Below are 14,303 nucleotides of genomic sequence, written 5' to 3' on the forward strand. Positions count from 1 at the left end.
AACTTCTGTTCAGGTACTTTTTAATAAGACTTTTACTAAGTGTTGTTAATTCTTACTTCGCTAAACGATAAATAGCATCAGCGTAGATAGCTGTCGCCCGCAATAAATCGTCTAATGTCATAAATTCATTGGCTTGGTGCATAGTATCAACATAACCTGGGAACATAGCGCCATAAGCGACACCTCGTTCTAATAGACGGCCATACGTGCCACCACCGATGATTTTTTCATGTCCTTTTTCGCCAGTATGATCTTCATAAACGGCTAGTAAAGTTGCTACCAATGGATCATCTTCTGGTACGTAATGAGGTAACATATTGCGTTCATTGTGGGTAATAGAGGCACCTTCCATGCCTAATTTACCATCAACAGAAATTTCTAGTCCTTCTGCTGTCACACCTTTTGGATAACGGAAGTTCATTGCAATAAAATTATCTGCTTGGAAGCCTTCTTCATTTTCTTTAAAAGCAAACAGTCCGGCGTTCATTGTCAATTTACCCATTTTTTCATCTTCATACGCTACACCTAATTTTTCACCATAAAAATCTTCGTGAATAATTGTAGCTGCCACATGTAAGAATTGTTTGGCGCCGCCACCAAATTCAAATTGATCTAAAAATAGAGCTAAGAATGTTCCGGCATTAATCCCAGATTGGGGACTAGCACCATGAGCACTTTTACCGACTAATTCAATTGAAACTTCCACATCTTCAACAGTAATCGTACCAGTAACAGGATTTTGTTCAACAAAGTCATAAAAAGCTTTTTCCATTGCTAAGGCAGCTTCTTCATCTGGTACTAACATTTTTGCTGTTGCTGCACCTGGCACCATATTTTCTCTAAGACCCGCGGCAAAGTTTTTCAAAACATAAGTGCCTTCGTTGTTACCATGAAAATGAGCACCTAAAGTAATATTCCCTTTTTCACCATTAATAATTGGAAATTCTGCATCTGGTGAAAAGCCAAAATCAGGTTTTTCTTCTTTTTCAAAGTAATAGTTCATGTCGGCCCACCCTGATTCTTCATCAGAACCTACGACAAAGCGTACTTTTTTACTTAATGGTAAACCTAAATCACGGACGATTTTCATGCCGTAATATGCTGCCATACTTGGACCTTTATCATCTGAAGAACCGCGAGCAAAAATTTTGCCATCTTTTAGGACTGGTTCATAGGGATCTGTGTCCCAACCATCACCAGCAGGTACTACATCCATGTGACCGAAGATACCTAAAGTTTCATCTCCTTCACCAAATTCGATATGCCCCGCATAATTGTCGACGTTTTTTACAGTAAAGCCGTCGCGTTGACCATAAGCCAGCATGTGTTTTAAAGCGTCTTTTGGCCCTGGTCCAAAAGGTGCATCGTCTGTTTTTTTACTGTCATCTCGTTCACTGTTAATGCGTAATAAATCAAATAAATCTTTAAGTAAATCGTCTTTTCTAGCATCAACTTCTTTTTGCCAATTAATATCCATCTACATTTCCTCCTGACAATTACATAACTTAATTAGACATCTGTCATAAATATTAAGTCTATGTATAAAACTGCATTATTCTCAACTATCATACCACTTTTAGCAACTTTTTGACAAAGGATGCTGACTGATTTTTGGTTGAAATAAAAAAGATTGGTTATAATAAAACTAAAGAACAAAAAGGAGAGCCTATGGAAATTTTATCAGAAGCTATTTTAACTAACGTCATCAAAAAACGGCCAGCTATTTCCCATAAAGGTACATTTGGTCGTGCTGTTTTAATTGGGGGCAACAAGCAATATGGCGGAGCAATTATGATGAGTGCTGAAGCTTGCGTTAAAAGTGGGGCGGGCTTAGTCACTGTGATTACTCAAAAAGACAACCACGCCCCCTTGCACGCTCGTTTACCAGAAGTTATGGTCGTGGATTGGGAGGATGAAAAACTTATTTTTCAAGTGCTGGAAAGTGCAACTGTCATTTTAATCGGACCAGGACTAGGATTGGATGAACACAGTCTTAAATTATTAAAAATCGTTTTATCGCTACAAACAAAAAATCAGTGGCTAGTTATTGACGGCTCTGGGATTAGTTTATTTGCCCAAGAAGCATTGTCACTAACTCATCCTTCTCACACCGTTTTTACACCGCATCAAATGGAATGGCAGCGCCTCAGTGGTATTCCAATAGAGCAACAAAATGAGCAGACTAATGCTACTTTTCAACAAAAGCTTCAGGCCAATGTAATCGTTAAAAGTCATCGCACCGAAATTTATACTATAAAAGAGTGCTATCATTGTCCTTTAGGTAATCCTGCTATGGCAACCGGTGGTACTGGTGATACTTTAGCCGGAATGGTGACTGGCTTTTTGGCGCAATTTCAAAATAAAAGTGATGCAATCTGTACGGCCGTTTATCTCCACAGCTATATTGGCGATCTCTTGGCAGAAGATAATTATGTGGTTTTACCAACCACTATCAGTGCTGCTTTACCTCACTATATGCAGTATTTTAGTAACAAAGATTAACTTTTTTCTTACCTAAAAAAACAGCTCCTTTTCTCCTTTGCTGCTCTAATTTGCAGTTAGGAAAAAGGGGCTGTTACTGTTTAATAAACTATTTCAACTCTTGCCATTGCCAATTTTCAACTTCTGGAATGTCGACGCCATTTTCACGAATATAATCATGATGGAAATTAAGTTTATCTTCCATTTTTTGACTAAATTCAGCTCCTTGTGCACCATAAACTGCCAGTGCGACATCTTGCGCTACATGGAAACGATCCATTTGAGAGTAAACCCGCATGTCAAACGGTGTAGTGATATCACCATTTTCGCGATAACCATGGATGCGGACATTGCGATTGGTACGATTAAAGAAAATATCACGAATCAAACCTTCATAACCGTGGAAACAAAAAACAATTGGTTTATCTTTGGTAAAATAATTTTCAAATTCTTCATCGCTTAGTCCTCTTGGATCAACATCTGGGTGACGTAATTTTAATAAGTCGACGACATTAATAAAGCGAATTTTCAACTGTGGAAATTCTTGATTCAAAATTGTAATTGCTGCTAAGGCTTCTAAGTTAGGTTCAGTGCCAGCTGCCGCAATAACAATATCTGGTTCTTTATTGCCATCAGTTGAAGCCCAATCAATAATTTTCAACCCATCTTTTACTAAAACTTCTGCCTCTGCCACTGAATAAAATTGTGGACGAGGATGTTTAGATGAAACAATCAAATTAATCTTTTCTTCTGATGCCAAAGTTTCTGCCATTACTGCCAGTAAGGTATTAGTATCAGCTGGTAAATATTCCCGAATAAATTCTGGTTTTTTCTCCGCCAAATGCGTTAACACCCCAGGATCTTGGTGCGTATAACCATTATGATCTTGTTGAAAAGCAGTCGAAGATGAAATCAAATTTAAAGATGGATAATTTTTCCGCCACGCTTGTTCTTTAGCTTTTCGCATCCATTTAAAGTGTTGGGTAATCATAGAATCTACCACGCGCAAGAACGCTTCATAAGAGGCAAAGAAACCATGCCGTCCGGTTAAAACATAACCTTCTAAAAATCCTTCACTTTGATGTTCTGATAGTTGTGAATCAATTACTCGGCCGACTGGCGCTAACCATTCATCATATTTTGTATTTTCTGGTTCTAACCATTGACGATTGGTAACATCAAAAACTTCATTCAAACGATTTGATTTTGTTTCATCTGGTCCAAAAATTCGAAAATTATGGGGATTAGCGGTGATAATATCCCGAGCAAATTTACCAAACTCAATCATATCTTGCGCCATTACGGCACCAGGTTTTTTCGTATCTACGGCATACTTTTTCCAATCGGTAATCTTTAAAGGTTTTGGATCTATGCCACCATTTGTAATCGGGTTGGCTGACATACGTTTAGCGCCTTTTGGTGCAAGTGCTTGAATTTCTGCCTTAATTGTCCCTTTATCATCAAAAAGTTCTTCCGGACGATAAGATTTTAACCAGTTCGTTAACGCATCAACGTGATCCATGTGTTGTTCATCAATTGGAATTGGTACTTGATGGGCGCGAAAACTACCTTCAATTGCTTCGCCATCCCATTTTTTTGGTCCTGTCCAGCCTTTAGGTGTGCGGCAAATAATCACCGGCCAATGGGGCATCGTTGCATTTTCGGCTTTGTCTTGGCGCGCTTTTGCTTGAATTGCTTTAATTTTTTCAATCGTTTCATCCATAACTGTTGCCATTTGTTCATGTAAAATTGCTGGATCATCTCCTTCAACAAAGACTGGATCCCAGCCCATTCCTTCAAAGTATTTCTGCAAATCTTCATCTGATTTACGGGCTAAAATGGTTGGATTGGCAATCTTGGCACCATTTAAATGTAAAATTGGCAACACAGCTCCGTCATTGACTGGATTAATAAAAACATTTGAAAACCATGAAGCTGCCAGTGGTCCTGTTTCTGATTCACCATCACCAACAACAGTTGCGGCAATCACATCAGGATTATCTAAAATAGCTCCTGTAGCATGGGAAAGTGAATAACCTAATTCGCCACCTTCATGAATTGATCCTGGCGTTTCTGGCGCTGCATGAGAAGCAATTCCACCAGGAAATGAGAAAATTTTACATAATCTTTCTAGTCCTGCTTCATCTTGGGTAACTTCAGGGTAAATTTCAGAATAATGACCATCAATATACGCATTTGAAACCATTACTTGTCCACCATGGCCAGGACCTTCAATATAAAACATATTCAAATCATATTTATTGATAACACGATTTAAATGGGCATAAATAAAGTTTTGACCAGCAATCGTTCCCCAATGACCAATTGGGCGCACTTTAACATCTTTAGGTTGGATTTCTCTTCTTAATAAAGGATTTCCTTTTAAGTAAATTTGTGCTACTGAAATATAATTAGCCGCACGCCACCAAGCATCAACTTTTTCTAGATAGGCTTTTGAATTATAATCTACTGTCATTGTCCTACTCCTTTTTTACTAAGCGTAACGCTTATTTTTTAAAACAACCGGTAAATAAAACCTATTGTTTTTACACATAATTTTAAAATGCAACAACCTACTTCAGATTAAAAAACTGTTTTTCATAGTTTAATGGTAACACAATCTAGTAAATCTGATGATTTGAACGTCTTTAAGTGATTTTCTAACCAAAAAACTCCTTTTGCACAAACGACAGACAGTTTCGGTAACTGGTTCGTTTTGTAGCAAAAGGAGTTTTCTTCTTTTTATAAAACTAGTGAAAGTTTAAGACTTAATCAGGCTATCGACCATTAATTTAACATAGTTAGTTAAACCATCGGGATTGATGTGGGTACCATCTTCATAAAACCACTCATTATGATTAATACTATAATCATACCAATCAATAATCGTTAAGTTTTTATATTTTTTGGCCATACTGGTTAAGGCTGCATTTACCGTTCCTTGGGTACGCACAGTTGGGGCCCGCATGTTAATCCAATAAACTTTGCGCTCTTGGCCCATAATCGCCATAATATCGGCAAATTGTTGATCCGTAAATGGACTATTGGTCCCCAATCCGATAATCACAGTGTCATGTAACAATTTATCGTCTTTTAATTTTTGGAGTAAATCAACACTGGCATAAACTTGGCGGTTGATTTCGGCATCTACTACAGAATTAGGAAACATTTCATTTAATCCCGCTGCCGCCCCTAACATGACGGAATCACCAAAGAAAGTAAATTTAGCTGCATCAGCTTTTTTAACTTGGCTGTCGGTCACGCCATACTTTTGGGCTAATTCTGAATGTTGCTCCGCTTTTTTGGCATTAGCCGCTTTATCGTCTGTTGTACTTGTCGTTGTGTTAGTGGTTTTTTCTTTTGCTGTCTTTTTAGACTCTGCTGCAATTTTACGATTGGCTAAAATTTGTTCTTTCATTTTTTGTTGATTGGCATCCACATGATTGACCGGTGCAATAATAAGCCCGACTACCGTGATACCTAAGATTGCAACTGTTGGAAGAAAAGCTGGTTTTTGCCAACTAAGAATTGGTTTTTTAAACCAACCTTTGACTACTTGCCACGTCTTAGAATAATCAAAGTGTCGCAATGGTTTTTCAAAGAATTGATAAGATAATTCACTTAGTAACATAATTAAAAATATTTCAACCACAGTGTGTAACAAAACGTTGTCTGCTAAATTTTTGATTTTTGCTTCATAAAAAATCATGACAGGATATTGATATAAATAAATCCAATAACTGCGGCTACCAATATACTTAAAGAGCGGATTAGTTAGCCATTTGTTCAGGCTCGCACCAGGATGAACTACCACCGCCAGTAAAACGACACACAGAATACTAATTAAAAAGAAACCACCATAATAAAGAAAACTATTTTGATCACTTAAGAAAAAGAAACTTAAAATTAAAAGGAATAAAGAAGTTAAGCCCACACCATTTAATAGTCGTTTTGCTTCTTTAGGAATTCTTTCTTTTAAGTGATTGGACGGCCAAATAAAAGCTAGCGCGCTGCCCATCCAAATACCAAAGACCCGCGTATCTGTGCCATAATAAACACGAGTTGGATCACTGCCAGGTTTAAATAAAATTGCCATCCAAATGGCAGAAGCTAGTGCGCCAATCATGACGGCGATAAAAATTTTGCCTCTTTTTTTCAATAGCAGCATCAAAATAATAAATAAAATCGGCCAAATTAAATAGTTCTGCGCTTCAACTGCTGTATACCAGATATGCGTAAAAGGCGACTCGTTATTGAAACGATCAAAATAAGAAGCCCCGTTTTGAATCTGCCACCAGTTATTAAAAAATAAAAGGCTACTAAAAAATACGCCCCGCAAATTATTTAAAAGATTGCGCTGAAATAAAGTAATATAGGCCGTAGAAAGCACCATGACAAGAGCTAGATTAGGCCATAGGCGTTTAATTCTTTTTTTATAAAAAGTTAGCAAGCGAATTTTCCCCGTTTCTTGCCACTCTTGATTTAAGTGATCCGTAATTAAATAACCGGAAATCGCAAAAAATATCGCTACCCCTAAATACCCTCCTTTAACTTTATCTGGTAAAAGGTGATAAAAGATAACGCCTAAAACAGCCAGAGTGCGGACACCATCTAGGCCAGTAATATATCGTCGTTTTGTTTTTTGTTCCATGACTTCGCCACTTTTCCCACTAGATTCTATAAATTTTTATTACAATTCTTCTTCATAAAAGCGTCCTAAAATTTGAACATTTTCAGCGATACTGACAAAAGCTTTTGGATCTGACTCTCTCATTGCCTGACGCATCAAAGGTAATTCAAACCGTGTACAAACAGTCAGCAAGACTGTCTGTTTATCATGTTTATAGGCACCTTCTGCTTCATTTATAATCGTAATTCCCCGACGCATCTTATCTTGAATATGATGGATCACCGCATCAGGATGACGCGTAATAATGGTTACCTGCATTTTCTTTTGTTTTGTAAAAACTGCATCGGTTACTTTGCCACTTACAAAGATGGCAATGGCACTATATAACGCATACTGCCAGCCAAACAGTAACCCGGCAGCGAACATAATCATAATATTAAAAATAATCGAAATCGAGCCGACTGTCTTTCCCGTCTTTTTTTGGATTGCAATACTAACAAAATCCAAACCACCTGAAGACAAGCCACTTCTTAATGCATAACCAATTCCTGCGCCCATCACAGCCCCACCAAAAATGGCACAAACAATTGGATCTGTTGTTAAGACTTCTTCTGGCATAATCTGCATAAATAAAGAAGCTAAAACAACGGTGATACCGGTGAAAATCGTAAACTTATGCCCAACTTTAAACCATCCGACTAAAAACAAAGGCAGATTTAAAATTAATAAATTGGCCGAAACCGGAAGATTAAACCCGAACCACTCTGTTGAAAGTGTGGTAATAATTTGTGCCACGCCGGTAATTCCACTAGAATAAATCTTTCCTGGTTGATAGAAAAAGTTTACTGCAATTGAGGCTAAAATTGCGTAAACAACAGAAAACGAAAACTTTTGCAAATAGTCTGAAATAGTGACTTTTTGCGCAATATTTTTCATGATAAAAAAAGCTCCTTATGCCTATAACTAAGAGGCAAGCCAAATCAAAGCCCATCGCAGTAATTCAACTTTCTTCTCGCTGTGTACATTATACGAAGTCTGATGCAAAAAGAAAAGGACAACCCACTAAAGTGAGTGTCCTTTTAAGATTCTTTTAGTCTTCTTCGGTTGCAGTGACTTCAATATTTAATTCAAATAGTTGTAATGGTGAGACGGTACTTGGTGCTTGCGTCATAGGATCAGCTGCTTTCCCATTTTTTGGAAAGGCAATTACTTCTCTAATATTGTCTTCACCTGCTAGTAACATAACAAAACGATCTAAACCTAAGGCAATTCCGCCTAGTGGTGGAAAACCATAGTCTAAGGCGTCTAATAAGAAACCAAATTGTTCTTGCATTTCTACGCGGCCAAAACCTAGAGCAGCAAACATTTTTTCTTGCAATTCGCGTTCATGAATACGCAATGAGCCCCCACCTAGTTCATAACCATTTAAAACAATGTCATAAGCTTCGGCATGTACTTTGGTTGGATCAGTTGCTAGATATTGAATATCTTCTTTTTTTGGTAAAGTGAAAGGATGATGGGCCGAAACATAACGACCTTCTTCTTCACTATATTCAAATTGAGGCCAATCGGTAATCCATAAAAAGTTAAACTTGCTTTCATCAATTAAGCCTAATTCTTTGGCCATTTTATTCCGAACCGCACCAAGAGCTGCTGTTACCACGTTAAAGGAATCTGCACCAAACATAATTAAATCGCCAACTTCAGCATCTGTAGCAGCAATAATTTCCGCTTGTTTTTCTGTTAAAAATTTGGCAATTGGCCCTTTTAAGCCATCTTCTTCTACTTTAACCCAAGCTAGTCCTTTTGCACCAAACTGACCAACATAATGGGCATAGTTATCCATATCTTTACGAGAATATTTGCTAGCGGCACCTTTTGCGTTTAGTGCTTTGACTACACCACCAGAAGTTAATGCCATTTGGAAGACTTTAAAATCGACATCTTTTACCACATCACCTAAGTCCACTAATTCCATCGCAAAACGAGTATCTGGCTTATCACTACCGTAACGATTCATCGCCTCATCATAAGTCATGCGGGGAAATGGCAACGTCACTTCAATTCCTTTTACTTCTTGCATGACTTTTGCAATCATACCTTCTGTAATCTCTTGAATTTCTTCTACCGTTAGAAAACTCATTTCCATATCGACTTGCGTAAATTCAGGTTGGCGGTCGCCTCTTAAATCTTCATCCCGGAAACAACGCGCAATTTGATAGTAACGATCAAAGCCTGCGTTCATCAACAATTGTTTGAACAATTGCGGTGATTGTGGCAAAGCATAGAAGTGACCCGGATGTACTCGTGAAGGTACCAAATAATCCCGCGCACCTTCTGGCGTAGATTTACCTAAATAAGGTGTTTCAATATCCAAGAAACCTTTTTCGTCTAAATAATGACGAATGGCTTGGGTTGTTTTGTGACGCATGATAATATTTTGCGTCATTTTAGGACGACGTAAATCAAGTGAGCGATTTTTCAAACGAATTTCATCACTGATTTCTTGATCATCTTCAATTGCAAATGGTGGTGTTTTGGCTTTGTTTAAAACAGTAATTTCAGAGGCGATAACTTCAAATTCGCCGGTTTTCATTTTGGGATTAATTGCTGCTGCTTCTCGTAAAATAACTTTACCTGTTACTTCAATCACATATTCACTGCGACATTTATCGGCAACTTCCCAGGCGTCTTTTGATAATTCAGGATTAAAGACCACTTGTACAATGCCTTCTCTATCACGTAAATCAATAAAAATTACGCCACCTAAATCGCGACGCTTTTGTACCCAACCTTTTAAGGTTACAGTTTGTTCTAACTCAGCTTTTGAAACTAAACCACAATATACAGTTCGTTTTGCCATTTTTTACCCTCCATCAAACTCTTTTTTAATCAGCTTTTGGCCGTTTTTGGAATACAAAAAAAGCCCTTGTTCTCACAAGGGCGAATGATCAATCCACGGTACCACCTAAATTTGAAAGTTAAACTTTCCTCAAGACCGATAACGTTGGTAAAACGGAAGCGGCTTTGCACGCGCTCATCTCCAGAATGTCTTTGACAAATAAGGCTTAAACTACTTTCAGCCAAGGCAGTTCTCTCTTAAAAGGATCTTATTTGCTACTCTTTCTTTCACTGATTTTTACTATTAATGTTAAGCTACTAGAATTACGTGAAAATGTCAAGATTTTTCAAAGTCCTTTTCAAAATTTCCTTACTTTCATTTAAAAGTTTTACTGATAAGACGTTTCAATTCAGCTTTTTGGCAGTTTGATTTAGACTTGTATTAGAGTAAAAAACATATAGGAGGTTTTTTTCATGGCAGATGTACAAATTGGCAAATCACAAGTTTACGCATCCACATTAGGATTAGGTACCAATAAAATTGGTGGTCACAACCTATTTAAAAACTTGGATGACGAAGTAGGCAAAGAAGTCTTACGGACTGCATTACGCAATGGTGTCACCCTCTTAGATACCGCTTATGCGTATGGTTTTGGACAATCGGAAAAATTAATTGGGGAAGTTTTGCAAGAAGCTGAATTTGACCGCGCCCGCGTAATTATTGCCACCAAAGCCGCTCAAGTCCCCGGTAATGAAGAGCAATTAGATAATAGTCCTGAGTTTTTACAAAATGCAGTGGAAGATGCCTTAAAACGACTACAAACAGAATATATTGATATTTTTTATATCCATTTTCCTGATGAAGTAACGAAAAAAAATGAAGCAGTAAAAGCACTTCATGAATTAAAAGAAGCAGGTAAAATTCGAGCAATTGGTGTTTCTAATTTTTCTTTAGCTCAAATTAAAGAAGCCAATTTAGACGGTTATGTGGATGTAGTTGAAGACAATTATAATTTATTGCATCGAGAAGCTGAAACCGAACTCTTCCCTTACTTAGCTAAACACAAAATTAGCTTTATTCCATATTTTCCATTAGCGTCAGGTTTATTATCAGGAAAATATACTGCTGACCAAAAATTTGCCGAAAATGATTCCCGCAGCAAAAATCCTGATTTCACAGGGGACCGTTATCAAAAAATTATTGCTACTATGGAAGAAATGAAGATTATCGCCCATCGCAATGATGCAACTGTGACCCAACTTGTCTTAGCCTGGTATTTAAAAAATCCAAATATTGCTGCTGTTATTCCCGGCGCAAGAAATGTTGAGCAAATGGTGGCAAATGCCAAAGCAACAGATATTCGGATTAACAATGACGATTATGAATTAATCGATGACTTATTCCGCTTTTAATCTTTTAGTAAAAGAAAGATTATTGCTAAGTTAACAAGTAAGACGAGGAGACAAAATGGAAAAATACGCTGGTTATATCCGTAGCCCCCATTATTACGAAACTGATCAAATGCAGATTATTCATCATTCCAATTATATTCGTTGGTTTGAAGAAGCCCGAGTTGCTTTATTGGAACACTTGGGACTGCCCTATCATTTGTTAGAAGAAAGTGGGATTATTGTGCCAGTTCTAGGCGTGAGTTGCCAATATAAAGAGATGATTCATTACGGTGAGACGGTCAAGATCCACGTCAACGTAGAAAAATACACCGGTACGCGTCTAAATTTCACCTATCAGATTACACCGGTATCAGATGAAACCAAAATTCTTACAACTGGTGAAAGTCAGCACTGCTTTTTAAAAAGTGAAACTGGACGTTTGGTGCAGCTAAAAAAAGCAAACCCCACTTTTCACCAACTATTTAGTGATTATGCTAGTTTATAAAACAAAAATAAATAAAAGGCGCACCCACAGTCATTTGTTGGGTACGCTTTTTATTTGTCTACTATTATATGAATGAATTATTCTGCTGCAAAAACAGTGGACCATTCATCTTCTTTTGCTAAAAATTCACGCGCCAGTTCTTGGGCTCCTGTTAACGTATGATTTGCTGCCCAGCCACATTGCTTTTCGTTACTGGCAGGAACTTCTGTTGCATTTAACACATCTTCCATCGTCTTTTTCAACACAGTTAAAATTTCATCGTAATCATCGTGGTTTAAAACCGTTAAATAAAAACCAGTTTGGCATCCCATTGGTGACCAGTCCACAATATAATCAGCGTGGTTACGAATTAATTCAGCTGTCAAATGTTCTAGGGAGTGAAGACTTTTCATCTCCATGTGTTCTTTATTTGGTTGTTTAAAACGGACATCATACTTAATAATCGTATCACCATTTCCACCTGTTTTGCGATCAGCTACGCGGACATAAGGTGCTTTTACTTTCGTGTGATCTAGATTAAAACTTTCGACATTCATCTTCATATTTTTTGCTCCTTCTTAATTGTTTTTGGGGAAGACATTTTTTGTTTCATTTTTTTATTATCACGGCTGCAATGCTTAAAATTGTCATGTTACTGTTACCAAAAAATTTCTCAGCGTTTCACCGCTTCAGCAATCCAAGCAAAAGAATTAATTTGCCAGAATTTTACCGTAAAACCAGCTTCGTGAAAATAATTTTCCAAATTGGGCAATAAAGGATAATATTCCCGTTGTAAATCTGCTGCCAGTGTCTTTTTGCCAGTATTAATAGCTGTGGTAATGGTATCATCAAAGCGCATTTGCGAAACAAACATCGTATCGCCGATAATTACTTTGCCACCTTTTGGTAAGAGGACCGCATATTTTTGCAACGCTCGCTTTTTTTCAATTCCATTTAAATGGTGAAAGACAAAGTTAGCGACAATTGTATCGATATTCCCCGCGGGTAACGGAAAATTCTCCATATCGCCGGCTAAAAAATCAATACCGGCAAGTTCTGGCTTTTCTTTAGCCAGGTCTCGCATTTCTGCAGAGGGCTCAACTGGGAAAACAGTTTTCCCAGCTTTTAACAAAGCAATGGTTAGATTTCCTGTGCCACTGCCAAATTCTAACACATTTTGGCCAGCTTTTTCAGTAATCATAGTTAACATTTCTGAATAATTAGCAAAAACTTCAGCATATTCTGGATCATGTCCTGCTACAGTTTCATCGTATTCCTTGGCCCATTCCTTAAAAATCGGAATAAATTCTAACCCCATTATGCTCCCACCTTTTCAAAAGCTGCTTTTAAATCTGCTAATAAATCTCTTTCATCTTCTAACCCGATGGATAAACGGACTAAACCATCTTTAATACCAGCTTTTTCCCGTTTGTCTTTTGGAATCGAAGCGTGGGTCATGACAGCGGGTACTTCAACTAAACTTTCGACGCCACCTAGACTTTCTCCTAAAGTAAATAAGGCTAAACTTTCTACAAATTCTGTTGTTTTTTCTTCAGCTGAAAGTTCAAAAGAGACCATCCCCGAAAAACCTTGCATTTGTTTTAAAGCAATTTCATGACCAGGATGATTAGTCAAACCAGGATAATAGACTTTTGCTACTGCTGGATGATTTTGTAAAAACTGCGCCACAGTCAAGGCATTTTTTTGATGTTCCCGCATTCTAACCCCGAGTGTTTTGATACCCCGTTGAATTAACCAGCTATCTTGTGGCCCCAAAACCGCACCAATTGCGTTTTGTAAAAAGCCGATTTTTTCTGCCAACTCAGGGCTGTTCGTCGTAACTAAGCCAGATACTACATCGCTATGTCCCCCTAAATATTTAGTCCCACTATGAACCACGATATCTGCACCAAGGTCTAAAGGTTGTTGAAAATATGGGGTAGCAAAAGTATTATCTACAATTGTGATTAAGTGATTGGCTTTTGCCAGTGCTGTAGCGCCATTAATATCGGTTATTTTCAATAACGGATTACTTGGGGATTCCAAATACAGTGCTTTGGTGTTTTTTTGAACATTTTCAGCAATATTATTTAAATCACTCGTGTCGATAGTTGTATAATCCAGCCCATTTTTTTCAAAAACTTGCGCTAATAACCGGAAAGTTCCCCCGTATACGTCATCGCCTAATAAAATATGATCTCCTGGTTTGAACATTGATAATACGGCATGAATACCAGCTAAGCCTGAAGCAAAAGCAAAGCCTTTAACCCCCCCTTCCAAATCGGCAATCAATTCTTCTAGTGCAAAACGAGTCGGATTGCCTGAGCGGGAATATTCATAGCCCTTAGGTTTTCCCACGCCATTTTGTTTGTAAGTTGAAGTCTGATAAATTGGTACACTCACTGCTCCTGTCACCGAATCAGTACTAATGCCACCATGAATTAATTTTGTATTGCGATGCATAAAAGTTCCTCC

Annotated in this window: 11 protein-coding genes and 1 other annotated feature; of the genes, 3 read left to right on the forward strand and 8 right to left on the reverse strand. The window is 37.7% G+C overall.

The genetic code is table 11. The features are described 5' to 3' along the window. Positions 1-52 precede the first annotated feature (52 nt). A complete protein-coding gene (gene pepV / locus RU96_RS08445) occupies positions 53-1,477 on the reverse strand; it encodes a dipeptidase PepV (RefSeq protein WP_071865098.1) in 1,425 nt (474 codons plus the stop codon). Positions 1,478-1,668: 191 nt separating this feature from the next. Here pepV and RU96_RS08450 point away from each other — a divergent pair, with 191 nt between their 5' ends. Then, complete coding sequence (locus tag RU96_RS08450) at positions 1,669-2,502, forward strand: NAD(P)H-hydrate dehydratase (RefSeq protein WP_071865150.1); 834 nt, start codon at positions 1,669-1,671, stop codon at positions 2,500-2,502. Between the two features lie 88 nt (positions 2,503-2,590). Here the strand turns inward: RU96_RS08450 and RU96_RS08455 are convergent, their stop codons facing one another. The 4 genes from RU96_RS08455 to aspS form a co-directional block, all read right to left on the reverse strand. Next, positions 2,591-4,957 carry a phosphoketolase family protein gene (locus RU96_RS08455; RefSeq protein ID WP_071865099.1) on the reverse strand — a complete coding sequence of 789 codons (2,367 nt, stop codon included), beginning with the start codon at positions 4,955-4,957 and terminating at the stop codon, positions 2,591-2,593. Between the two features lie 285 nt (positions 4,958-5,242). Further along, positions 5,243-7,132, reverse strand: a complete 1,890-nt coding sequence (locus RU96_RS08460; protein ID WP_071865100.1) for an acyltransferase family protein — start codon at positions 7,130-7,132, stop codon at positions 5,243-5,245. Positions 7,133-7,171: 39 nt separating this feature from the next. Beyond that, positions 7,172-8,047 carry a YitT family protein gene (locus RU96_RS08465; protein ID WP_071865101.1) on the reverse strand — a complete coding sequence of 292 codons (876 nt, stop codon included), beginning with the start codon at positions 8,045-8,047 and terminating at the stop codon, positions 7,172-7,174. 154 nt (positions 8,048-8,201) lie between these two features. Beyond that, entirely contained in the window at positions 8,202-9,974 is a 1,773-nt protein-coding gene (gene aspS, locus RU96_RS08470; protein ID WP_071865102.1) for an aspartate--tRNA ligase, read from the reverse strand. Positions 9,975-10,047: 73 nt separating this feature from the next. Further along, positions 10,048-10,253 (reverse strand) — a binding site (T-box leader). 173 nt (positions 10,254-10,426) lie between these two features. Here aspS and RU96_RS08475 point away from each other — a divergent pair. Together RU96_RS08475 and RU96_RS08480 are read left to right on the forward strand one after the other, a co-directional pair. After that, positions 10,427-11,365, forward strand: a complete 939-nt coding sequence (locus RU96_RS08475) for an aldo/keto reductase (protein ID WP_071865103.1) — start codon at positions 10,427-10,429, stop codon at positions 11,363-11,365. Positions 11,366-11,420: 55 nt separating this feature from the next. Further along, positions 11,421-11,849, forward strand: coding sequence for an acyl-CoA thioesterase (locus RU96_RS08480; RefSeq protein ID WP_071865104.1), 429 nt, complete (start codon positions 11,421-11,423; stop codon positions 11,847-11,849). 77 nt (positions 11,850-11,926) lie between these two features. Here RU96_RS08480 and RU96_RS08485 read toward each other — a convergent pair whose 3' ends face one another. The 3 genes from RU96_RS08485 to RU96_RS08495 all read right to left on the reverse strand — a co-directional run bounded on the left by RU96_RS08485 (position 11,927) and on the right by RU96_RS08495 (position 14,291). Continuing rightward, a complete protein-coding gene (locus RU96_RS08485) occupies positions 11,927-12,391 on the reverse strand; it encodes an S-ribosylhomocysteine lyase (protein ID WP_071865105.1) in 465 nt (154 codons plus the stop codon). 110 nt (positions 12,392-12,501) lie between these two features. Next, on the reverse strand, positions 12,502-13,146 hold the full coding sequence (locus RU96_RS08490; protein ID WP_071865106.1) for a class I SAM-dependent methyltransferase: 645 nt from the start codon (positions 13,144-13,146) through the stop codon (positions 12,502-12,504). Beyond that, a complete protein-coding gene (locus tag RU96_RS08495) occupies positions 13,146-14,291 on the reverse strand; it encodes a cystathionine gamma-synthase (RefSeq protein ID WP_071865107.1) in 1,146 nt (381 codons plus the stop codon). The genes RU96_RS08490 and RU96_RS08495 overlap by 1 nt, the downstream gene beginning before the upstream one ends. Positions 14,292-14,303: the final 12 nt, after the last annotated feature.

Origin of the sequence: Enterococcus canintestini, from assembly GCF_001885735.1 — a bacterium.
Taxonomy (GTDB): domain Bacteria; phylum Bacillota; class Bacilli; order Lactobacillales; family Enterococcaceae; genus Enterococcus_C; species Enterococcus_C canintestini.

Bases quoted from the DNA above. Each gene is read 5' to 3' on its own strand.
- pepV (WP_071865098.1), bottom strand. From the start codon at position 1,477: ATGGATATTAATTGGCAAAAAGAAGTTGATGCTAGAAAAGACGATTTA.
- RU96_RS08450 (WP_071865150.1), top strand. From the start codon at position 1,669: ATGGAAATTTTATCAGAAGCTATTTTAACTAACGTCATCAAAAAACGG.
- RU96_RS08455 (WP_071865099.1), bottom strand. From the start codon at position 4,957: ATGACAGTAGATTATAATTCAAAAGCCTATCTAGAAAAAGTTGATGCT.
- RU96_RS08460 (WP_071865100.1), bottom strand. From the start codon at position 7,132: ATGGAACAAAAAACAAAACGACGATATATTACTGGCCTAGATGGTGTC.
- RU96_RS08465 (WP_071865101.1), bottom strand. From the start codon at position 8,047: ATGAAAAATATTGCGCAAAAAGTCACTATTTCAGACTATTTGCAAAAG.
- aspS (WP_071865102.1), bottom strand. From the start codon at position 9,974: ATGGCAAAACGAACTGTATATTGTGGTTTAGTTTCAAAAGCTGAGTTA.
- RU96_RS08475 (WP_071865103.1), top strand. From the start codon at position 10,427: ATGGCAGATGTACAAATTGGCAAATCACAAGTTTACGCATCCACATTA.
- RU96_RS08480 (WP_071865104.1), top strand. From the start codon at position 11,421: ATGGAAAAATACGCTGGTTATATCCGTAGCCCCCATTATTACGAAACT.
- RU96_RS08485 (WP_071865105.1), bottom strand. From the start codon at position 12,391: ATGAAGATGAATGTCGAAAGTTTTAATCTAGATCACACGAAAGTAAAA.
- RU96_RS08490 (WP_071865106.1), bottom strand. From the start codon at position 13,146: ATGGGGTTAGAATTTATTCCGATTTTTAAGGAATGGGCCAAGGAATAC.
- RU96_RS08495 (WP_071865107.1), bottom strand. From the start codon at position 14,291: ATGCATCGCAATACAAAATTAATTCATGGTGGCATTAGTACTGATTCG.